Here is a 21,418-nt window from a genome sequence, read left to right on the forward strand (position 1 = left end):
GCTGGACATGCTGGACATGCTGGACATGCTGGACATGCTGGACATGCTGGACATGCTGGACATGCTGGACATGCTGGACATGCTGGCGGGTGCGCAGGCAGGCAGGAGTACGGTTGAAAATAACTATTTGAGCACAAAACAGCAGGCCCGAAACAATAAATAAATCGCTGAGTGTCAAACAATAGCCTGTAGAGCCGGTGTACAGGCCAAATGGACAGCGATCGACCCGGGGCAGGACGGGGGCTTTGCAGCCGATATGATAGCCGGGGTTCCGGCGAGGCTGTATGATGCCGTTGACGGGATTGTCAAAGCGGCCAGCAGTCCGGTTGAAACTTACGAAGCACTGAAAACGCTGTTTAACAGCGGCGATGTGTTGGGTAACGTTTCGGATGCGGTGAAGCAGTCTTATATTGATCGTATTAACCGGATGGAAGTGGAGTACCAGAAAGCCGGGGCCAGCGGCTCGTTTAACGCGGGCGTTGAAGGCGGCAAGCTGGTTACGGATATAGCAGGATTGCTGGCTGGCGGTGCCGGGGTGGTGAAAGGTGGTGCGTTACTGACGGAGAAAGTAGTTGCTAAGGTTGCAGGTAAGGTTGAATCAGCAGCGGTTAAAGCTGGCCCTGATGTAGTTAAAACAGGAACTGTTTTTGATTCAATTAAAGCGACTCAGCCTGCAATACCAGGGACGTCTATTCCAAAATCTTTTGAGTTAAATGTTAATGGGCAAATCATTTGGGTAAATCCAAATGCAACTAAACATATGGGTGAGTATTTAACACGAAATGGCTTGTCTCAAAGTACAACTGATGGAAGTCAGGCTATTTTGACCAGCCTTAAGGGGGCTGTTGAAAATGCTTCTTCGCAGGGGCTTAAGTTTAACGAGAAAATGCAGGTGGGGCGCTGGGAACTGGTATTTAGCCAGCGGCCTACAGACCCTTATCCAGTATTGAAACATGCGTTGTATAAATAATGAAATTAACTGTTGATGACGTGATTAATGAGACTGGGAGTGTAGCCATTTCGATTGATGGTTACGCTCCGCTTGATATAAAAATACTTGATGCTCTAAAGTTACCTCCCCTGTATTGGCGAGCAGGAAACGGTAATGCAAGTCTCCTTGAGTTTGCTGTATTACCAGAAAGCGGGTTTTTATCAGCTATAACATTAGTAATGATAGAGCCAGGCTCAATCCATAAAGTTGACTGCCTGTCAGTTAATTTGTCAGAAAGTGTAGAAGGAATTCCGGTTATTAATAAAGGGCTATGGGATGAATCAAGTAGTAATAATTTCAGTCAGCGCTTTGTCGATGATTTTAGTGTAAGCATTCAAGTAAAAATAACATTGAATTCTATGTTGTTGGAGATTGATGAAAATACAGAGGCAACTAGTTGGATAAAGTGTGATGATAATTTTTACCTAGGGGTAGATGATGAAAATAACATTGTTCATTTATATCTAAGAAAACTAACAAAAAGTGAAATTGATGGTTTTTTTGAAGCTGCAAATTAGCAACAGTCGTGGCCTTTACTGAGTAACTTTTGCTTATAGTTTACTTTTAGCCGCTAACCTTATCACTTTTTGCGTGTGCTCAATAGCGTCAGTCGCAGGCATATTTGTCAAAAACTCCCTTTTGCCAGCAGTTTCTTTTAGGAGTATTGCTGGGATTTCAGGGCGCATTTCACCAGCTTGATGACTGGCTCTGCAAACGTCAACGCTCGCGCGACAAGATGCACAGCAGCTGGACGGGGCGGTAAGCGAGGGCGCGATAGTTATCCGCGACGGGGAGAAGCAGACGCAGGACGTGAGCGGGCTGAGCCGGGACGTGGAGCATGCGAACCAGACGCTGTCGCCGATATTCGACAAGGAGCGTGAGCAGAACCGGCTGCAGGAGGCGCAGCTGATTGGTGAGATTGGCAATCAGGCGGCGGATATTGCCCGGACTGAGGGGCAGATACGGGCCACGAACGCCGGTAAGGCGGAGCTGGCGAAGAACGGCATAACAGAGCGGGGAGAGGGTGCGTCGCAGGACGAGTGGGCAAGGTATAACGAGAAGCTGACGGCGACGGACAGCTATAAAGCGGCGCAGCAGCAGTGGGGAACCGGCAGCGCCATCCAGCAGGGCATTCAGGCGGCGACGGCGGCGGTGCAGGGTCTGGCGGGGGGGCAACCTGGCGCAGGCGGCCAGCGGGGCGGCGGCGCCGTACCTGGCGGAGGTCATCCACGACATGACCACCACGAAGGATGCGAACGGCAAAGAGGTGGTGAACGTCGAGGCGAACCTGATGGCGCACGCGGTGGTGGGCGCGGTAACGGCTTACGCGGCGGGCAACAGCGCGCTGGCGGGCGCCTCGGGCGCGGCGATGGGCGAGTATATTGCGCAGCAGATGTACCCGGGCGTGGACCGCAATGACCTGACGGAGGAGCAGCGCCAGACGATAAGCGCGCTGGGAACGCTGGCGGCGGGGCTGGCGGGCGGCGTGGCCGGAGACGGCACGGCGGGTGCGGTGGCGGGTGCGCAGGCGGGAAGGAATGCGGTTGAGAATAATGCGCTGAACGTAGCACAAAACAAGTCTCGTGCTGAGGAAATGTCACAATGCCAGGGCAACAAAGCTTGCGAAGGAACAGTCACAGAGAAGTACAAGCAAATCTCAGCGGAACAACAAAAGAGCATTGTGGAGTGTACGGGTGCCAGGGACTGTGTTGATAAAGCGAATGAGGTTGGCAGGTTGCGGGCTGATTATGCCCGCCGTACCAGTGAGTTGCTGGAAAAAGCGCGTGCTGAAGGCGGTCTGAGTCCGGCAGAGCAAAATGAGTTGTCAGTACTTCAGGTGACAACTATCCAGCTTGAGGCAGACAGAAACGCGGCGATCCATAATGCACTGGTGTCCGGTGATTCGGAGGAAGCGAAGCAACTTGCGATCAACTCCCTGGCTCAGGTGGCCGGAACCAGCGCGGCGGGAATCGCTGCTGGAATCGGGAAAACTAAATCCGGTGCACAATCAAGAAATAGAATTGAACAAACACTTTCCCCTGAGAAAAATTGGGAGAGCGCCCGAAATAAAGCATTGGATATTGTCGGTAATTTAGGTTCTGATTCTAAACCTGTGATTGGACGGTTGGAAGTAAGTGCTGGAAATGGGAAAGTTATTGGTCGGTAATCTAGCGATGGTAAAGTTGGTTGGCGTGTTGATTATGATCCAGGAAAAGCAGTTAAGCAGGTAATACCATTTGAGGGTAACGAAAAAGCCTTTGAAACGATATTGAAGCAGCTAAACAGGTAGATAACATGACTTTATTTGAAGAGTGTCAAGAAGCACTTAGTGCTGATTTTGGTATCGTTGAGGACCAACAAAAGAAAGAAGTGGTTTATATTTTTAATAAATATCCTTTTGAAAGTGGGGCTATTCTGTGGTCGAGAATTGAATATTATGATTATGAGAATATTGATAGTTTATTAAATGTAAACCTCATGGAAAACGTTAATGTATTCGTTCTCGCAGATGATGAAAATATTCCTATTTTCAGGACAAACTTGAGTTTGATTGCTGAAAATATTTATGCTGTTACAGCATTATCACCGAAATTATTCATTTTTAATGATGAAATCATACTGCAACCTTTATTCCCAACTGAAAGGTTCCGCTTGGGAATAAGATCTAAATAACAGATGATTCGAAAAATAAATCCCGGCCTTAGTGCCGGGATTTTACTTTATACGCCAGCCGGTTATCCTTCAGTCGCCAGCCGGATGATCAACTGTCCCGGTCCGGTGATCACCTCGATCTTCTGCCCGATCTTAAATCCCAGCGCCTCTAGCCAGCGGCCTTTAATGGTTAACTGTGGCAGCGGGTTCGGCTGGCCCCTGTTGGGCCGATATCCGACTTTGTAATAATGCGCGGCGGTTGTAGGCGTGCAGGTCTCTGGCTTATGATGTGTATCAGCCATAATCAACTCCTTATCAGTTGGTTGTGGTCAGCGGCTGCTGCGGGTTGCCGCCCGCTCCAGCCGCGCTAAAAAATCTCTTGTTTCGTGCTTCCCGTTCCGTTGTGACCTGTATAAATATACATCTTTTGTCGCAAAAACTCGCTTAAAGCTAAATAATATATTGCGACACTTCTCGAAAAAAAGGATTATTTTTCAAGCCGTACTTCGTTTATCTCTTCTTTTGGTGGTGCACTGTAATATTAGGGTACTAAGTTTAAGTATTTTTCTTTATCAAAAACTATTACGCAGCAGATGAAACATGCAGGATCTGGTTCAAGGGGGGGGCATATGGGCCTGGACAACCGGGACATGTATTTAACGTTGTAAATTAAAAAGAAATAGTTCGGTTCCTTGATGGGCAATCGGGAAAGTCTGCTGACCTTAATCAGTTAAAATCATTTCAATTGTTGAGGGTAAATTAATGGTTAATTTTGAACAGGCTGTCGAGAAGGCTTGTGATTATTTAAGAAATAACGATATTCCAGTTATCATTACACTTAAGGGGCGTTTTTCTGAAGGATGGTTTTTTGTTTTGAATCTCGAGAGTATCTTGAAACAGGGGATTTTTCTACTTAGCTTGCAGGTAATGCGCCCTTTATAATAGACAAGGATACTGGCGAAGTTCATGAGCTTGGGACTGCGTATCCTATTGAGAAATATTTACAAGATTATGAAGAGAAGAAAAATAAGGTTCGGTAGTAAACACAAGCCTAAAATAATCGTTCAGCTGAAGAGGGCGGTCATCGGCCCGGCCGCGACGGCGGATAAAAACCGGCTGGAAACGGGGACGCTGGGCTGGAATGACATTGAGAACCACGCAGACTATAAGGTGGAGCACCAGAGCGCGGGCATCAGCACCGGGGGCAGCATCGCGGGTCAGTTTGCCGGGAACATGGCGAACGGGCTGATGGTAGGGCGAACCACAGCAACAGCCCGGTAGCAAAGGCGACGATGAGCGACGGCGCGATAGTTATCCGCGTCCGGGACAGCCAGGCGCAGGACATGAGCGGGCTGAGACGGGCGAAGGCGCGTCGAAGGAAGAGTGGGGACAAGTACAGAATAATGCTGGCCGCGGCGGACAATTATAAAGCCGCTCAACAGCATTAAAGAATCCGCAGCGACATCCACCAGAGCTTACCAGATGAATCCAGCCTAACTATCTCTTACACTCTTTGAATTTAGCGATTCAGTTTTTCTTACATTAAGCCTCATCGTTTTCTCGGTTATCACATTACTGTTATCAGGCACATCTTTGTTAATAAATGACATGGCTCCAATCACCACATTATCTCCAATAACAATCTGGTCAGCGATAATGCAGCTATTAGCACCAATAGTCACGTTGTTGCCTATCTTGATTGAAATCGGCAGCTTAGAAGGATTGCTGCCTGTTATGCCAATCGTGGTGTTCTGCCTGATACGGAATGAATGCCCGATAACGGCAGACCCGTTAATGACTATCCCTTGATGGTGAGTGATCACAAGTCCGGGTAATATTCTCGCACCTAACTCAATCTCTGTACCATATTTCATCGTCAGCTTCCGGTTAATTCGAAGCGCGGCCTGTTTCAAAACGCCCGTTTTGTTCTGATACCAGTAGGAGGCGATGCGCCACCAGAAATAGTAACGTCGTCTTGGGCATTTGACGGCTTTGTGAATAACGCTGAACAATGAGAAAGGCTTAGTGTTCATCATCACTTCTTTCTGCAAAGACTCTTTTAGCAGCAGAAGATTTTTGTCTTTTTGATCTTTCATCAGCATTCCATTCTGAAGAATTTTTTGTAAAGAGGGTAAAGATTTTGAGCATTATACGTTAGGCGCTTGCCTGAAGACGACGTTTACGAGGGATTGTTTGTCATTGTGGAAGCGTGATGGATAAGGACTTGAGTTCACTTTATGAGGAGCCAGCTTCACTCTAAATGGCGCTGAGAAATGCACCTGTGAGGTGATTAGAAACAAACCGGAGAGAGAGTAGGAAGCTATGTATGAAGAGCGACAGACACAAAAAAGCCCGCAGGGCTTGTGCCATACGGGCTTTCAGGACTTCATCGGATGACTCTGGTAATCACCGATGGAGAATTTTGGGCTGGCGGAGTCTGAATTGGTCCGCTAACCATCTGAATTAAAAAATTAATTATTCAATTCAATTATTCTTTGGTGCCTAAGAAGGTGCCTAAAACTAATTTTCATTTTATCGGTCCGCTTGGCCTTATCTTACAAGGCTGCTTAGGAGAAGGCGAGAGCTAGTTTCGACAATCACTTAGCCGGGTTCCTCAGCGATACGCAGCGTAAGCCCTTGAGCATTAACGGCAGCCATCAGCTCAGCGATCTCGATACAGTCAACATCGACCGCGATTTTCGCCATGTTCAGTGCCAGCACGCTGATGCTGTCAGCGCTGATGTTCAGATCTATTTTCACTGTACTTCTCTTCCCTGATACCGGCCCGTTGTGATGCGGGTTATGGTGCTGTAGCCGCTGCTTACTATCAGTCCGGTTGCACGACGGGCACGCAGAATGTCGATGGCACCAATCAGTGAAGAGCGTTCGGTGAGGCTGAAACGGCTATGGTCGGTGCGCACCAGTTCATACCTTTCCACAATGAAATTGACAGCATCACACAGGGAGATACCGGCGTTGATGTGCGCCTGAATCACGCTGTCGTCGCCAAACGGCGTGTCGTTGAGCGTAAGGCCATAGTGTTTATCCAGCAGATGTGCGAGCAGCAGCTGCCAGACCTGCACTGGCGACGGGCATGGCTCAGCCGCCCGTGGCTCGGGTAACGGTAAAGTTTGCATTATTGTGTCCTGTTTTTGGAGGTGGCCGGTCAGCTGGTTACAATTGAAGAGGGATAAATCGCGATGTAAACATAACCGTGTGAGCCGAACGTATCGGCTTCGCAGCTCAGTCCGATGTGATGCAGGGTTACGCGTTGCTGATGGCGAGAATTCAGCTCACCGGCTGAAAGCATCTGTTCCAGCTGTTTCATTATCAGTGGAAAAGCCTGGTCCAGGCGCAGTGCCTCATCGTTGCTGAAGTCGCCGGTAAACCCGGCCCGATCAGCCAAGAAGTGCAGCCGGTTGCCATCCTGCACCAGTCTCGCACCGAAACACGGCGTTTTACCGCACGCCAGTCCCCATTGTTTAGAATGCATATATCCTCCTTCATGACCAGCCGCGTTCGGCGAACGAGACAATCTCTTTGCTGCCGACAATCAGATGGTCCAGTACGCGCACGTCGACCAGCGCCAGCGCTTTTTTCAGGTGTTCGGTGATGCGACGGTCGGCATTACTGGGCTCCGCATATCCGGAGGGATGGTTGTGGGCAAAAATGGCAGCGGCGGCGTTGTGCCGTAATGCGGCTTTAACCACCTCGCGGGGATGAATTTCCGTGCTGGTGATGGAGCCATGAAACAGTGTTTCGTGCGCCAGCAGCCGGTTCTGATTATCGAGCAGCAGCACCATAAATAGTTCCCGCTCCTGACCGGCTAGCTGTAAGCGGACCCAGTCGCGTGAAAAGGGGGTAGAGGTAAATGCCACGCCCGGTTCGCGCAGATGATTTTCCAGTAACGTCAAAGCGCGTTTTATCGTGCGGTTTGATGTGAGTGGGAGAGGGAGTGCGATATTTTCCATTTTTTTCCTTTCAATAAAAAGAGTAGGCTGAAGGCAGCCTGCTCTGTCTGATGAGATGGTTTTTAAAAAATACGGGAGGTGAATAATATGGTTAAAATTCCTTAAGGAGGGAAACCTTACAGATGGGAGGTTTATAACGGCTGTTAATACGCAGTATTAACACACTTTGTACGTGTTTTTTCAGAATAAAAGGCAGGAATAGAACAGGTTACTGATAAGACTGTGACCAGCTGCCCCTGCTGGTCACCACGTCCACCTGCGAGGCTTTACAGGGCCCTGAGAAGTCCAGTGTTACTACCTCTCCATATTTAAGGCGTTTAGGTATTTTCGTCATCCCATTATCCAGCCCCTTGAAGCGCTGATTTTCCATCCTGCAGTTACCCCGATTTACGATGATTTTCTCAATTTCAATATCATCAACCAGTGCAACCACACTTACGCTGACATACGAAAGATTTATAAACTGATTTACTCGGTTATATGTTTCTATGCGTATGTCGGGCTCCTCATCCTCACAGGCGCACAACAGCAGAATTGCTAGCACAAGCAGTACTTTGTATTTCATTTAAGACCTCATTAATTGGAAGGCACGGTGTAAAAGGCTCAGTGTGATTTGTTGCGGATAAGCCGGTGAACTCTGCCGGCTACGCCATAGAGCAGCATGATGCACAGCACCAGCGGCCACAGCAGTGCCAGCCCCGCCGCCTCAGCGCGGGTACTGCGGTCAAAACGCGTGTCAGGATCGGGCTTCCGTTCCGAGCGATACATCACGACGCCGGTGGCAAGCCATATCAGGCCAGTAATCATCAAAAACATAATTCCTCATGTTTGTAATGTATTTTGTTGTGTTTGGCTTAGCCTTGCTTAGGCAGAGCGGGGCGTGGCGGTTTCCGTCAGCACCTTCTTGACGTACTGAAAGTGAGGGAGTGATTTAATGAAGTCCGCATTTGCGAGTAGCTCATCGACGGACCGCCTGCGCAGAAACCTTCTGTGGGTAAGTGACACGTCTGAGATGTCGCTCAGCACGCACACCTGAATCTGGTGATCATGTTCACCCACCAAATACCAGCAGCTACCAAAGAAAACTAGTCGGTAAGGAGCAAACCAACGATAAAGTTGCCCTGTAGTGGTAACATCCAACAGCACCCTGTCCCTGATGGCCTGCGTGATGCGCCAGAAGCTGGCTGGGTGAGAAGGCTTGCGCTCTGGGGGAACCTGCCAGACAATAAATGGGGACTCAATGCTGTTATCCGTGAGGACCGAAATGAGCTTACTGTCCATGACAGGAAAAAGCTGGTCCGCACTGGTGACACGGGCAAAGCGCAAAATGTCTCGGTCAGTACGCACCCCCTCATTCAGGCCCGATAACGACCAGGCCCCCTGATGGTAATCCAGTGACAGGCAGCTCAATCGCTCCCTGAAATCCCGCCTGAGCGTTCTTTCCGACACCATAAACTCCTGCGACAGCGCATGCACTGATAGCCGCTCCCCCATAAACAATCGACTGATGATGAGCGCAAGCCTTGCGGCCATACGATCGTATTTTCTGTCTTCCGCAGACATGATAATTAATTTCCCTAGGCTGAATGATATCGGGTAGATATTTGTAACCTGATGACGACTTTATCAGCCAATTGCTCCGGCTGATGCGTGCTGAAATACACACTAGCAGATAGCTATGCACGGTTGTGGCCGCCCGAAAGACAAGTGACGTATCAGTTAATAAGAAACGGCCATAACGTGTCCGGTGATGAATAAACAGAGCAATCTGCTGCTGTGATACACGTTCATAGTGAAACCAAAATTTAAAAATGAGGGTGTAATTAACGGCCTGAGCTGGCATATGTAATGAGATTTAGGCTCATGTAATCTGCCGAGATTCGTATTTGTTATATATGCCTGAAATTTTTTTATTTGCTTAATTCAGAGAGGGCGCGCCAAGGTTTCAGGGGGCAGCCGTTATTTATAAGCGATACTGATAGCACTCATGTACTAGCTCAGTCCTCTTCTAGAAAAAGGTAGTGCGATTTATAATTATTTATTCAATCTGTTGATTTTTTTTGAATTTTTTCATTAATTCAGTCCCGTGCTTAGCTCAGCCTGGATGGCCTATTTCCTTTCTGCAGCTCAAGTAAAACTGGACGGGCTTTTAAATCTGCGTATTACGGGAAATGAGAAGGTCATATTTTCATCATGGAGGAATATTCGTCTTAACTTTTCTAGATTTCCAAAGAAATAAGGCCGCATTTACTGCGGCCATGAATTAAAGTTTTCGAACGTGTTAATACGTTGGTGGGTGGTTGAAAAAACGGTTGTACAGATTTCTTCTATCGCGCTCAGAACGCATGTTGACATGGAAATATTTCTTCATATATCGCGAGTGCGTCTTGGTAAAGCTATTAATTTGACCTTCAATGTCGGTGGCTCTATTCGCGTCAAGGCATGCTGCGTCGAGTTGCATCAGCTCATCTAGAAATCCGTCTTTATCACCCGTAAGTAAAGCATGAAAACATGAAGCGGCAATTAATTCTGCATCCAGGAAATCAGTGCAGATACGGGGTGACTCGGAAATGGCTTTCATAGCGGCGCGTAATTCACTCAAATGCAGACGACCCAATTCTGCAAGCAACAGCACTGTTAATGGCTGCGAAGTGGTGTTGAGTATCAGGTTTTTAGGTCGGGTTATGTCAGCAAAAGGCATTTTTTTCACGGACCATAGGGCCTCTTTTACCGCCGTTTTGCCGAACTTTTCCACCAGTGCCCTTAACAGAGTTTTGCTAATGCTATAACCGCTTCCATGAGCTTTAATGCCATTGTACGGGTTTCCTTCTTCATAAAAAGGGAGGTTGTCTTTGATCATCCGGTTGATCAGGCTGGGCGCAATCAAAATATTTTTTGCAGTATTTGCTCCTCCTTTTGAATTTGGGTAACGATGACTCAACTCAAGAGGAAACCAGTGAATAAAACGTTTAATACGCTCACCGTATTCATCAGTGATAAACACCCCGTTAAACATGTTGTAGGGTTTCTGGTAGTTAGATTTAGTGAAATATAACCCCATCATTTCATAAATATCATTCAGGCCCGAAATACTGCCTAAACCTTTCGGATTAGCCTTGACCATTGACTCAAGACTGATCCACCATGAGTGATTATGCAAATTCACAATGTCATTATCATCAATTATACGTCTTGCCCTGTTTCGACAGTTTACACTACAGAACTTATTGTTCCGTGACTGCGCAATGCTGATGCTACAATAGTCACATGTTGCCGTTGCCTTTTTCTCTCTTTTTTTGATTTTGGCGATCATCCCATAATAATGCTTTGGACATAGCCGGTGTTTTCTTTCGTCATCACTGCTACCCATAACAGAGTTGCAGTTATCCCTTTTACAGATAGCCACTATTCAGATCCTCTAGCTAATAGGAATCGATGCAATAAATCTATTTAAATAATATTTGCTTTGTCCTTAATTACGTAGGCATAAACTAGCAATTCTTCTGAAATGCATGCGTGATTACAAACTGATTATGCTTGCGCCACTGCGATTAAACGCATTGTAAATTGAAAATAGTTAGTCCGATTTTTTTACATATGTGCAGATATTTAATAACCACTCATCAATTTCGGACTCCAGCCACCCTACCGATTGCCTCCCCATGCGCAGTTGCTTAGGAAAATTTGCATCATAACGAGGTGATTTCGGATTCAACCAATCGTAGATAGTTGAACGGCTCACGCCAATTTTGCACATAAGTTGCGTAAGGCGCAGAACTTTAATTGTGGATACAGGCACTTAAGTTGCTCCTCTTCAGCCTCTTCGTATGGCATTCAAGGTAATTTTTTTATAGACTCACAACTACGTACCTAGGGTAAGTATTTTTTTATATGCCAAAGTTATTTTTCAACTTTATGAATTTTAAGTGTTTTTTCATGGCAATGAATGTGAAAAGATTAGTAATGTGGCTTATAATGCCTCATCAAAGTCAGATGGAAGAATGAATGTCATGTGCAAAAGTGATCGAATCCTGTTCGAAAAGTTGTGTGGAGAATTTGAAGATAATATCAAACATTCAAAGATATACATTAGTCCTGAGGTAATTCATGAACTTCGTCATTATGCTCGTGATTATTCAGTTAATGTATTCAGTAATGAACCATATTCAGATGAGTCAATTGGTAATCAAGGTATCCGCTCAAATGCTTTGGTTGAGATAAACCTTCATGGGAATGTTGATTTGTTGTTAAGGGACGCTATTATTAGCGAGCAACTTGGAAAATATTTATTTGATAATTACGATGAGCCTGATGAAAGTATATCTCATTTATTTGATGCTTTATTTTTGCTGGGTTTATGGCTTGGTGCAAAAATTAAAAATAGATATGAGGTGGAGGCCAGTGAGGTTGAGATAAATAGAAGGGTGAAGGAGAAAGAGGATGGTAGGCTTGGTGGTAGAGAACGGGCGAAAATATTTCTACCGGTCAAGGTTGAGCTTATAAGGTTGCTTTTTGAAAAAGCGCCTTGTTCAGGATGGGGGAGCATTGATGAAGCAATTAAAGCTATTGAAGGGGAGCTGTTTAAATTTGTAGAAAAAGAGGCGGTAGGGATGGGAAGGCAGAACCATCAGAGTGAGTCTGATAAGATTATTTTGAATTGGGAGAACCTCGATGCAACAATTTATAGATGGATGAAAGAGGAGGATTTAATTAGATCGGTTTTCAATAGCCTTGTGGTTTCTTGATTTTTTATGGTGTTTATTGTTAAGTGATTAATTGCTCGCTGGTTGTAATATTATGCTTATTGGTTGGTGTTGTCAGGCAAGAGGGAGATGGTGTTAAACTAAGGTTCGCAATAAAATAAATAAAGGAAAAATGTAATGGTTTAGAAATTAGGGTTAAGATTATAGCGAATACCGTATTGACAGGATGACTCGAAAATTATTCCCTGGGCAGGACGACACATCATGACAGCAGAATGGCTGTTCGACGACAATTGATAGCAAACGGCGAATATAGTGCTCAGGTTCAACATTGTTCAAGCGTTACCCGCCGATTGACAAGTACAGCTGCGTACCACAATTGCAGCCGTGAGCAAAGTCAAAGAACAGGCAGTTATTAAGTCTCGGGCGTGCCGTGCACAGCATATTTTCCGCCAGGTTGTAGGTCAGCTATGCCCAGCCATAGCTGGAACATTATTTCAGCCCATCCCACCGGTTCCATACATAGGTGAACGCCTTCGCAAAATCGGTGTGCCGCGACAACATTTTTTGTTTTTCACGCAGCTATATTTAGGAAGATCAGATATGTTAGCTGCTAGAGATAATTGCTATCTTTATTGTTTAATATAGCGATATATAAGCATTAAATGGAGTTGCGTGGAGGCTTATGTCCGCTATGAACGAAGAGCGGAAGTTCGGTGCTGTTGGAAGCTGCAAAGCTATCATTTTTGATCCTAAACAAACAAATCAATTTTTTATTTATTCTGCTATTTTTAGCTGTTGCCTCTCCATTAACAGTGTTATAACTTGCTCAAAGTAGAACCAATAGAATTGTTTCATTCATCAGTATCCGTCTGAGCCCACGAGCTTATGGCATTACCTATGGGCGATAGCACTCATAATGTGAGCTGCAGGATGGGTGCGTTGCGCTGATCACCGCAGCTGCCGTTAGGTAAGGGAATAGCATGGCAAATTTCAATGAATGGTGTGATTCAAATGACAGTAATGTAGGGCAGCACTTTCTTCAGGTACTTACGGCAAGAGCTACTGATTTCGATAATGGTGTTAGGGCGATCGCTGAGGTTGTACCTCATCATTATGCCTCTCCTGAAAACATCGCAGTTGCCTTCGAGATTCTCGGCAAGCCAGGCGTAGCGGGATATATAAAAGAGTTTCTCCCTATCTCGAAGCAAACCCGGTCGGGTGATATTGGCGAAATTCTGGCTACCGAATGGATTAATGCGCGGAGCAACGGGTACATCGTGCCTCTAAATCGGCTGCGTTGGAAAGACCACCGAAATTTGGCTATGCGTGGTGAAGATGTAATTGGCATTTATACTTCCCCAGATTTACAGACCTTGTTTTTCCTAAAAACGGAAGCAAAGAGTCGTGTCAAAATGAGCTCCAGCATAGTTACGGAAGCCCGGAATAACTTAAATAAAGAACAGGGGTTGCCCACTCCTCATGCTCTTTCGTTCATAGCCACGCGCTTGCTTGAAACGGGGCAACAAGAGCTGGGGAAGGCTATTCTCAGGGCATCATTATCTCAAGGAGTGTTGCCCGGCCACGTCCGGCATCTTATATTTTTGCTGTCAGGCAATGTCTCAGACGACTTACTGACAACATCCATGAAAGCATATCAGGGAAACATTGAGCAGATGGGCGTCACCGTTATGGTCGCCCGGCACGGTGAATTTATTGAGCAAATCTTTGAAACGGTAATTCGGCATGCTTGAAACGCCAGAAGAAATTATTGAAGCCATACGTGCTGCAACTGCTACCGGATTTCGTGGGCGACTTCTTGCTCGGGGCCAGGCTCGGGCTATGATCTGGCGTAACGGTAAATTGCCTGAGGATGCACCGGAATTTACTCCTCAGCTCAGTGAAGACCTGCAAGGTTATGCTTACTCATTGATTAGCCTTGGGCTTGGTCTTCGAAAACTGAATGGGGATGCTTACTACTCGCGACTGGCGTTTGAATATGCGGCGACTGCCCTTGAATCAGTGATTGCGAAAGGTGCTAGGAACAGTTCTGACAGTGATTTTCACTTCGTTATGGCTGCCGCCAGTTATCACCTGGCCCACCTCTCCGCCCGCGCTTACTCACTGCTCGCGATGGTGGATGATGATGACAATTTTTCCCCGATCGAACGCGCACTGACGAAGCTCATCCGACGAGATTTTCATACCCTTCGATCCAGTGTTCTCAGTTATCGCGTGCGGGGGGAGGGCAGTGAGGAGCGAATCATTGATGACATGCGTGCAAATGCTGGCCCCCAAGGCGAGGGTGCATCTGAAGACGATAGCGAAGATGTTGTTGCTGGAACAGAATACAACGCTTTGTTTGAAGGGCTGGATATTGCGCTGACCGACACCTATATGAGCGCGATGTCTCTCTATATTCTTGCTATCGAAAGAGGAGAGCGCCTCTATCTGACCAGAGCTATCGAGAAGCTCCAGGCAGGCCTGACGGTCTGCTCACGCTTTAATATGCTGCCTCAGTGGTGGGTTATTTTTATTACCATCCATCTGCTGTCAGACCTCTGGTCTGATACGTTTCATGAACTGTTGCCACTCGACACTGCTGGGGGGGAAGCTGAAGCATGGCATGAACTTCGTGAGTCGTTCATCGTATTGCTTCATCAGCGTCCCAAGGCGGAAGTCGACCTCTGGCCATCGCAGAGAGAAGCGGCGATGCGTGCAGTAAACGATGCGGATGATCTGGTGGTCTCCTTGCCCACCAGCGCAGGTAAAACGCGAATAGCTGAGCTATGCATACTCCGCTGTCTGGCAGGAGGAAAACGGATTGTTTTTATTACTCCACTTCGCGCGCTTTCCGCACAGACAGAAGCCACACTCTCCAGAACGTTCAATCCTCTAGGAAAGACGATCTCTGCGCTCTATGGCAGCATTGGTGTTAGTGGAATGGATGAGGACGCCATTCGTCTGCGCGATATTGTGGTGGCTACGCCTGAAAAGCTCGATTTTGCATTGCGCAACGATCCGGCTCTAATCAATGATGTCGGGTTATTCATCTTTGATGAAGGACACATGATTGGGGCCGAAGAGCGCGAGGTCCGTTACGAGATTCAGATCCAGCGACTGTTACGCCGCTCTGATGCTAATGAGCGCAGAATCGTTTGTCTGTCGGCCATTTTGCCCGATGGAAATCAGCTGGATGATTTTGCCAACTGGTTACGGCGTGACAAGCCCGGCGGTGTCGTTAGGAACGACTGGCGGCCCACCAGTCTGCGTTTTGGGGAAGTCATCTGGGCTGGCGCAGCCGCCAGACTCAATCTCAGCGTGGGGGATGAACGGCCATGGGTTTCACGATTCTTGGTCTCTGTCGAACCACCTGTGGTTAAACTGCGGGGGAAAAAGCAGCGTAAAAAAATCTTCCCCGGTACGTCCAATGAACTCTGTCTGGCAACAGCATGGCGACTTGTTGAAGATGGACAGACCGTGCTGATTTATTGCCCGCTTCGCAAAAGCGTAGAGCCCTTTGCTGACATTATAGTTGACCTTAACCAGCGGGGATTACTGCGCTCATTGTTCGAGGGGGATGTGGATGTACTTGATCGGGCTATTGCGCTTGGGGAGGAGTGGCTGGGCGCTCAGAGCCCAATACTCACCTGTCTTCGCCTGGGGGTGGCCCTCCATCATGGCGCGCTGCCTGCAGCTTATCGAAAAGAAGTGGAGCGCCTGCTCCGCGATGGTGTGCTGAAAGTGACCGTTTCGTCACCTACGCTTGCGCAGGGGCTCAATCTCTCTGCCACAGCGATAGTGATGCATTCGCTGCACCGAAATGGCGAACTCATCAATATTTCTGAATTTAGAAATGTTATTGGTCGTGCTGGACGTGCCTATGTTGACGTAGAAGGGCTCGTTATTTACCCCATTTTTGACGAAGCCCGTAAACGCCTGAGAAACTGGAATAAGCTGACCAAGGACACCGGTGCCAGAGAAATGCAAAGCGGCTTGATCCAGCTTGTTATTTCACTACTGAAGCGCATGAGCCTGCAAGTAGGTAATGACATTAACACTCTCACTGACTATGTCCTGAACAATGCGAGAACTTGGAGATTCCCTGTTAAGGCCGGGGAGAATGCTAATGAAAGCGTGAGAGCCCTTACTCTCTGGGAAAAACAAATAGCTACCCTGGACACGGCTATCCTCAGCCTGATTGGCGAAAATGATGTTCCCAAAGATCAAATTGAGGCCACTCTTGATGACATTTTGAACTCCTCATTGTGGCAAAGAAGCCTTCAACGTTACCCCAATGATAATATTCGTAGGTTGATCAAATCCGGACTGCTGTCCCGCAGTCACCATATCTGGCAGAACTCAACGCCATCCGCCCGTCGGGGTTACTTTCTTTCAGGGGTAGGGCTGAAAACCGGTCAGCAACTCGATGCCATCGCACCGGAGGCGAATCGTCTCTTGGTAGAGGCTAACGCCGCGATTATTGCGGGTGATCAAGAAGGAGCAATCGCCTCCCTGACGGCTTTGGCAGACAGGGTCTTTAATTTTTATCCCTTTCAACCAGACCCCCTTCCCGATGACTGGCAGGCGATACTACGTGCCTGGCTATCCGGCGAGCCTACTACTGCTTTCGCCGACGTTGTAACGACGGAAATGCTGCAGTTTATAGAAAATGGCCTCACCTATCGCCTTCCTTGGGCGATGGAAGCTATCCGGGTTCGTGCTATCGCGAATGGCGACACCTTGGATGACGAAGGGTTGACGCTGGATACTTTTGAACTTGGTCCGGCTGTTGCGGCAGTTGAAACCGGCACGCTCAACCGAGCGGCGTCACTGTTGATTCAGGCTGGGTTTAACTCAAGACATGCAGCAATTAAGGCGGTAACAGACACCATGGCCAGCTTCCAGTCCGGACAGGGACTTCGTGAATGGTTAAGATCTGACCTTGTTATCGCATGGGGCCAGTTTCCAGATTGGCCGACTCCGGAAACCCATAAAATGTGGCTTGATTTTACTCAAGCTGCAAGTCCTTCTGAGAATCAAACTTGGAGCCTTCGTCAGTATACCGGCAGTGTGAGCTGGACTGGGACTATACCTAGCCCAGGAACGCCGCTTCATTTTTATCAGATGGATGGGATTAACTATCTTCTTGCAGAAGACGGCACGCCACTTGCCAGCCTCACCGGCGTGATCAATACAAAAAGAAAAGGGCTAATGAGGGTTAAAGTGGGCAAGCAGTCAAACATAGAAGTAGACTACTTAGGGCCTGACGATATTGTAGCACCGCGCACTGCCTGAAGTGACACTAGTATTAACGAGTATATTCTATTACTTATCAGCGTATGAAGAATGGGCGTTGTAGTCAGAGCAATGCTCTGCCTAAGGCTTATAAATATAAACATTTATCCAACACTTCTGTAATCAAATTAATTGTAAGCAACGTCTTCTGCTAGCACGGAGCTGCCGTTATGTTGTACTGTATCAGCTAGAGTGAGCAGTGAAAGTTCACAATCTTTCTTACTGTGATGTAGGCTTTACCAAGATTGCTGTGTATTAACAGGCGGAGTGAGCCAGCTGGATTGATGTTCAATTATTTGCATCGAACCATTTTCTTCTGCTCAAGGAATGATGAAATGGATAAGAATTTATTAACATAAATATTAAAAAAAGAAGGCAATTTGCCTAGAGTAAATGATAATTAATTATATTAATTGTTATTAGATGTGTGATTTAGAATATTAAACGCCCTGCCGAGGCGTTTAATAGAATGCCATTTAAAATTTCATGATGAGATATACTCATGTTAGGAGAAGTTTTTACTCCAACTGGTAAGTATTTCTTCAGCAATTTTTTTTATTTCTTCCACAATGTTTTTGCGAATATTTCTATCATGTTCTCGATGAGCTAACATTACTTTTTGGGCTAGAAGAATATGATTTTGATCATCTTTACGATACTCAGGTAAATCTAAGTGTTTAAACACGTCGGCAACTTGTATAGAAACATTATGTGCATTAATCCACTCCTGAACTGTAGGTGAGTTTAGAAGCCCACATAAGTAGTGGGCTGTCTCTTTATCATTAAAAGATGAAAAATAAACTTTATGATCAGGTATGTAAGGGCGTGTTCCTACCAAGGGAACATCAGCACTTCCGGCGACAGCAGCATAGAATGACGAGGACATCTCAGGCCAGATGACCTTCCATGGCTTGAATGTGTAATCGCCAACATTGTATACGGCATGGAATGGTGCACCTTTCATTTGTCTGCGATAAGTTGAACGTGCTTGCAGAACTGGTTCAAATGAATCGAACCAAGATGCAGTTTTTCTCAGTTCATGTCTATTCAGACGTTCTTCTGCTTCAGCATATTCGGCAGTTGATATCCCAGTATTGGGAACAAATGTAAAAAGACGGTCTTTGTTGTCGAAATCAGGGGCATCGATTTTAAGATAGCACTCTTCAAAATCGCCTGCTCCCTTAATGAGGGGGTAAAGATCTGCAGGCTCTACCCAAGCCTGTTTAACCGGGCCAATATCTTTTTTACCTGCCTCGGGCCGACTTCGAATTTGAACATGAGTTTCATTTACATTGAGGATAGGTACGAAGAAAACACCGTTAAGGTCAGTCGTAATTCCTTTTCTACCCTTAGTCCATGAGCATTGACGAGATAAATATTTAATAGCTTCAAATCGGCTTGGCGTTAATATCGCCCATGGTGAACCGAGTTCATTAACAGGGAAAGCCTCTTTTTCTTCATACTGGATAGTACTCATGACCTCTTCAAGAGTCTGCGAAGATTTTATAGCCCGTTTTTTACCGACACTAGGACCCCAAACCCGATATGAGACGGGATATTCTGGCTTATTTTTTGACTTTTCAAATACAGCAATCGTCGTATGGTTACTGGCATCTTCAAAAGGCTTGAGATTTTTCATATCATCAACTGATATCGGTTGAATGTATAACGAATCTTCGCGTGAAGGCTCAATTTTGAATGTTCTAAAGCCTGCCGATGACGGATTTTTGAACAACGTTCCTGTGATAACAAATGCCAGATGTCCCCCGGCGTTAAGCCATTTGTCCGCAACTGTATAGGTGATCATTGCGGAAATATCGAGCTCATTGCCACCGTGCATTCGAGTATTCGAGAAAATCCCGTATTGCTCACAGGTCGGTTTTACACGCTCACGATATAAGTCTGGTAATTTCGACCACCTGACCCAGGGCGGATTACCGATGACTAAGTCGAATTGCCCTGCAGTGGCCGACCAGAAAAAGTTTCTGACAATCCTGAACCATATTCCATTCCAATTTTGGCGATGTAGATTCAATATTTGATCGTATGTGTAACGCAGAGGGACATCCCATTCCTTGAGCAAATCATCTGGAAAGTAATGTCCTTTCCTAACCTTCTCCATAGATTCATCAAAATCGAGTCCCAGCTCGACATCCTTACCCATGCGATTAAACATGATGTCAAGGTTGACGCGATCAAGTGCCAGTGCCGCTGGCAAGTGAATATCAAGCTTTGCAAACTGACTGCCAATACGATACTGAATGATGGCGTCAGATGTTTTGGGTGACGCTGCTGGAGAATATATCGCATCAGCCATCAGAACCGGAACCTCCAATTCTTGGCCCGGGCATTGCGATAACAGATCGGCGATTTCAATAAGAAAGTTTACTCTTGCTGTCTGTACAGCAAGTGGGTTGAGATCAAAACCCCATACGGTGTCACAGATAAGTTTCAATGTTTCTTTAGCGCTGAGATTTTTCGCTTTGGCCAATTGACGCTTCTTACGGATAACCGCCAGCAAAAAAGCCCCTGACCCACAAGTTGGGTCAAGGACTCTTTTTGTCAAAAGGCTCTGATCGCTGACTTTATTCAAAGTAAAGTCAACTAGCCAGTCAGGTGTATAAAACTCACCCAAGCTTTGGCGTAATTTACCTGGCACCAATCCCTGATAAAGATCGCGTAATACATCGCGTGTTTGGGAGAGCCGGTCAAGACGATACAAAGACAAGACTGAAAGTAAACGCCTTAAAGTTGGAAGTAGCTCAGGGACCGTATTCAGACGGGCTATATCGAGATACCAACTAAATATAGCCTCCTCAACGAAGCCATTAATTCCCGCTTCTTGGAAAATAGTGGAGCGTTCTATAGCCGAACCGAGGAATTCAAGCATCTGAGCGTCATTTTTCAGTGCAGCCATGCTTTGCGCGGGTTGTTCTGTTGAGGTCAGCCCATGCGCTGATATTATCTCTGCAGCCAAAAGTTTGATCAGCATTGAGTTATAGGTATGAAGAACAAAGAGCCGGGCGGGGATCGAATCTGATGGTGATCCAGACCAATTAAATTTCAGCTCTTTTGCAATGGCTTCAGCTTGCACTATAGAGAGGTCAGCAACCTGACCGTACAAAGTGCGCCATTCGGCAAAGAGCATTTTTAGTTTGTTATTTCCGCTGATGGCAAGTTGTTGAGCAAGACCATCGGAGAGCTGCTGCATGAAAGCTCGCGCGTTAGCAGAGCCATGACCAAAATCAGCGAGTAAGTTTTCTGTGGTAAGTCCTTTACGAGTATCTGATCGAAGAGCATCAACTACCATTTCTACGGATTCTGGAGAAAATGGCATCAAGTGTTGGGTATTGATCTCACCGTCGATGACTTGGGCAAAACAAATATGCTCGCCATCTATCGCTATACCAATAAAGTCTGACTCAGGGATTTTTGTCTCTGCTGCTTTTTTTACTATGTAAGGTAGCAGTCGCTCTTTAGTGGCATTGAGAAACGCAGGGCTATCTTTTTTGCCTCTAAAGTATCCCGGCGCTTTGTATTCAATTATGACGTGATTGTAACTGGCATCATTACGATCACGTTCTGCAAAAAGATGTAAACCTGTTGCGTCTTCTAAGGCTTTGTTCCAAGCAAACCGGACCTCTTCTTCTCCCTTCCAGGGCTGAAAACGTTTTTCTTGAATGGAGTTGTAAGCGGAGTGTTTCATGTACTGGGGCCTAGTAACAAATCAAAAGTATGCAACCGGGCATTATGATTGCTACAAGGTTTTAGTTCAAGGATTAGTGCTACTGCTCGTGCTTTAC

General features: G+C 46.5%; 18 protein-coding genes and 3 pseudogenes. 9 read left to right on the top strand and 12 right to left on the bottom strand.

The window, feature by feature from the left end; translation table 11 throughout:
* Nucleotides 1-76 precede the first annotated feature (76 nt).
* The 4 genes and pseudogenes from ACR6A7_RS14080 to ACR6A7_RS14095 all read left to right on the top strand — a co-directional run.
* A pseudogene (locus tag ACR6A7_RS14080) lies at nt 77-970 on the top strand (VENN motif pre-toxin domain-containing protein); the annotation flags it as partial.
* Nucleotides 970-1,509: a hypothetical protein gene (locus tag ACR6A7_RS14085; protein WP_434125537.1), complete on the top strand. Its 540-nt coding sequence runs from the start codon at nt 970-972 to the stop codon at nt 1,507-1,509. The pseudogene ACR6A7_RS14080 and the gene ACR6A7_RS14085, both read left to right, overlap by 1 nt.
* A gap of 238 nt (nt 1,510-1,747) precedes the next feature.
* Nucleotides 1,748-3,281: pseudogene (locus ACR6A7_RS14090) on the top strand (VENN motif pre-toxin domain-containing protein); the annotation flags it as partial.
* A gap of 5 nt (nt 3,282-3,286) precedes the next feature.
* Nucleotides 3,287-3,664, top strand: coding sequence for a CDI toxin immunity protein (locus tag ACR6A7_RS14095; RefSeq protein WP_434125538.1), 378 nt, complete (start codon nt 3,287-3,289; stop codon nt 3,662-3,664).
* A 62-nt stretch (nt 3,665-3,726) separates the two neighbouring features.
* Here the strand turns inward: ACR6A7_RS14095 and ACR6A7_RS14100 are convergent, their stop codons facing one another.
* Entirely contained in the window at nt 3,727-3,945 is a 219-nt protein-coding gene (locus ACR6A7_RS14100; RefSeq protein WP_434125540.1) for a SymE family type I addiction module toxin, read from the bottom strand.
* A gap of 460 nt (nt 3,946-4,405) precedes the next feature.
* Here ACR6A7_RS14100 and ACR6A7_RS14105 point away from each other — a divergent pair.
* Nucleotides 4,406-4,683 (top strand): annotated as a pseudogene (locus ACR6A7_RS14105) (YrhB domain-containing protein).
* Nucleotides 4,610-4,924 carry a hypothetical protein gene (locus tag ACR6A7_RS14110; protein ID WP_434125733.1) on the top strand — a complete coding sequence of 105 codons (315 nt, stop codon included), beginning with the start codon at nt 4,610-4,612 and terminating at the stop codon, nt 4,922-4,924. Before ACR6A7_RS14105 ends, ACR6A7_RS14110 begins: the two are co-directional and overlap by 74 nt.
* Nucleotides 4,925-5,136: 212 nt before the next feature.
* Here the strand turns inward: ACR6A7_RS14110 and ACR6A7_RS14115 are convergent, their stop codons facing one another.
* From ACR6A7_RS14115 to ACR6A7_RS14160, 10 genes are all read right to left on the bottom strand, one after another.
* Nucleotides 5,137-5,739 (bottom strand): serine acetyltransferase, encoded by a 603-nt coding sequence (locus ACR6A7_RS14115; protein ID WP_434125542.1) that lies wholly within the window; start codon nt 5,737-5,739, stop codon nt 5,137-5,139.
* A gap of 505 nt (nt 5,740-6,244) precedes the next feature.
* Nucleotides 6,245-6,403, bottom strand: a complete 159-nt coding sequence (locus ACR6A7_RS14120) for a DUF5983 family protein (protein WP_434125544.1) — start codon at nt 6,401-6,403, stop codon at nt 6,245-6,247.
* The gene (locus ACR6A7_RS14125) at nt 6,400-6,780 is read right to left on the bottom strand and encodes a TA system toxin CbtA family protein (RefSeq protein WP_434125545.1); all 381 of its coding nucleotides are present in this window, start codon (nt 6,778-6,780) and stop codon (nt 6,400-6,402) included. The genes ACR6A7_RS14120 and ACR6A7_RS14125 overlap by 4 nt, the downstream gene beginning before the upstream one ends.
* 29 nt (nt 6,781-6,809) lie before the next feature.
* A complete protein-coding gene (locus ACR6A7_RS14130) occupies nt 6,810-7,136 on the bottom strand; it encodes a type IV toxin-antitoxin system YeeU family antitoxin (RefSeq protein WP_434125546.1) in 327 nt (108 codons plus the stop codon).
* A gap of 10 nt (nt 7,137-7,146) precedes the next feature.
* A complete protein-coding gene (radC, locus tag ACR6A7_RS14135) occupies nt 7,147-7,614 on the bottom strand; it encodes a RadC family protein (RefSeq protein WP_434125547.1) in 468 nt (155 codons plus the stop codon).
* A gap of 208 nt (nt 7,615-7,822) precedes the next feature.
* Nucleotides 7,823-8,179: a hypothetical protein gene (locus ACR6A7_RS14140; protein WP_346818425.1), complete on the bottom strand. Its 357-nt coding sequence runs from the start codon at nt 8,177-8,179 to the stop codon at nt 7,823-7,825.
* A gap of 38 nt (nt 8,180-8,217) precedes the next feature.
* Nucleotides 8,218-8,430: a hypothetical protein gene (locus tag ACR6A7_RS14145; protein WP_346818426.1), complete on the bottom strand. Its 213-nt coding sequence runs from the start codon at nt 8,428-8,430 to the stop codon at nt 8,218-8,220.
* 48 nt (nt 8,431-8,478) lie between these two features.
* The gene (locus ACR6A7_RS14150) at nt 8,479-9,177 is read right to left on the bottom strand and encodes a WYL domain-containing protein (protein WP_346818427.1); all 699 of its coding nucleotides are present in this window, start codon (nt 9,175-9,177) and stop codon (nt 8,479-8,481) included.
* A 718-nt stretch (nt 9,178-9,895) separates the two neighbouring features.
* Nucleotides 9,896-11,020: a hypothetical protein gene (locus ACR6A7_RS14155; RefSeq protein WP_434125549.1), complete on the bottom strand. Its 1,125-nt coding sequence runs from the start codon at nt 11,018-11,020 to the stop codon at nt 9,896-9,898.
* A gap of 171 nt (nt 11,021-11,191) precedes the next feature.
* Nucleotides 11,192-11,413: an AlpA family phage regulatory protein gene (locus tag ACR6A7_RS14160; protein ID WP_434125550.1), complete on the bottom strand. Its 222-nt coding sequence runs from the start codon at nt 11,411-11,413 to the stop codon at nt 11,192-11,194.
* A gap of 166 nt (nt 11,414-11,579) precedes the next feature.
* Here ACR6A7_RS14160 and ACR6A7_RS14165 point away from each other — a divergent pair, with 166 nt between their 5' ends.
* The 3 genes from ACR6A7_RS14165 to ACR6A7_RS14175 all read left to right on the top strand — a co-directional run bounded on the left by ACR6A7_RS14165 (nt 11,580) and on the right by ACR6A7_RS14175 (nt 17,615).
* On the top strand, nt 11,580-12,359 hold the full coding sequence (locus ACR6A7_RS14165) for a beta/alpha barrel domain-containing protein (protein WP_434125551.1): 780 nt from the start codon (nt 11,580-11,582) through the stop codon (nt 12,357-12,359).
* Nucleotides 12,360-13,300: 941 nt separating this feature from the next.
* Entirely contained in the window at nt 13,301-14,071 is a 771-nt protein-coding gene (locus tag ACR6A7_RS14170) for a Hachiman antiphage defense system protein HamA (protein ID WP_434125552.1), read from the top strand.
* Entirely contained in the window at nt 14,064-17,615 is a 3,552-nt protein-coding gene (locus tag ACR6A7_RS14175; RefSeq protein WP_434125553.1) for a DEAD/DEAH box helicase, read from the top strand. The genes ACR6A7_RS14170 and ACR6A7_RS14175 overlap by 8 nt, the downstream gene beginning before the upstream one ends.
* Nucleotides 17,616-18,120: 505 nt before the next feature.
* Here the strand turns inward: ACR6A7_RS14175 and ACR6A7_RS14180 are convergent.
* Nucleotides 18,121-21,321, bottom strand: a complete 3,201-nt coding sequence (locus tag ACR6A7_RS14180; protein ID WP_434125554.1) for an Eco57I restriction-modification methylase domain-containing protein — start codon at nt 21,319-21,321, stop codon at nt 18,121-18,123.
* Nucleotides 21,322-21,418: the final 97 nt, after the last annotated feature.

Origin of the sequence: Pantoea phyllosphaerae, from assembly GCF_051025595.1 — a bacterium.
GTDB lineage: Bacteria > Pseudomonadota > Gammaproteobacteria > Enterobacterales > Enterobacteriaceae > Pantoea.

Bases quoted from the DNA above. Each gene is read 5' to 3' on its own strand.
- ACR6A7_RS14100 (WP_434125540.1), bottom strand. From the start codon at position 3,945: ATGGCTGATACACATCATAAGCCAGAGACCTGCACGCCTACAACCGCC.
- ACR6A7_RS14170 (WP_434125552.1), top strand. From the start codon at position 13,301: ATGGCAAATTTCAATGAATGGTGTGATTCAAATGACAGTAATGTAGGG.
- ACR6A7_RS14140 (WP_346818425.1), bottom strand. From the start codon at position 8,179: ATGAAATACAAAGTACTGCTTGTGCTAGCAATTCTGCTGTTGTGCGCC.
- ACR6A7_RS14085 (WP_434125537.1), top strand. From the start codon at position 970: ATGAAATTAACTGTTGATGACGTGATTAATGAGACTGGGAGTGTAGCC.
- ACR6A7_RS14145 (WP_346818426.1), bottom strand. From the start codon at position 8,430: ATGTTTTTGATGATTACTGGCCTGATATGGCTTGCCACCGGCGTCGTG.
- ACR6A7_RS14095 (WP_434125538.1), top strand. From the start codon at position 3,287: ATGACTTTATTTGAAGAGTGTCAAGAAGCACTTAGTGCTGATTTTGGT.
- ACR6A7_RS14110 (WP_434125733.1), top strand. From the start codon at position 4,610: ATGAGCTTGGGACTGCGTATCCTATTGAGAAATATTTACAAGATTATG.
- ACR6A7_RS14130 (WP_434125546.1), bottom strand. From the start codon at position 7,136: ATGCATTCTAAACAATGGGGACTGGCGTGCGGTAAAACGCCGTGTTTC.
- ACR6A7_RS14180 (WP_434125554.1), bottom strand. From the start codon at position 21,321: ATGAAACACTCCGCTTACAACTCCATTCAAGAAAAACGTTTTCAGCCC.
- ACR6A7_RS14125 (WP_434125545.1), bottom strand. From the start codon at position 6,780: ATGCAAACTTTACCGTTACCCGAGCCACGGGCGGCTGAGCCATGCCCG.
- ACR6A7_RS14115 (WP_434125542.1), bottom strand. From the start codon at position 5,739: ATGAAAGATCAAAAAGACAAAAATCTTCTGCTGCTAAAAGAGTCTTTG.
- ACR6A7_RS14175 (WP_434125553.1), top strand. From the start codon at position 14,064: ATGCTTGAAACGCCAGAAGAAATTATTGAAGCCATACGTGCTGCAACT.
- radC (WP_434125547.1), bottom strand. From the start codon at position 7,614: ATGGAAAATATCGCACTCCCTCTCCCACTCACATCAAACCGCACGATA.
- ACR6A7_RS14150 (WP_346818427.1), bottom strand. From the start codon at position 9,177: ATGTCTGCGGAAGACAGAAAATACGATCGTATGGCCGCAAGGCTTGCG.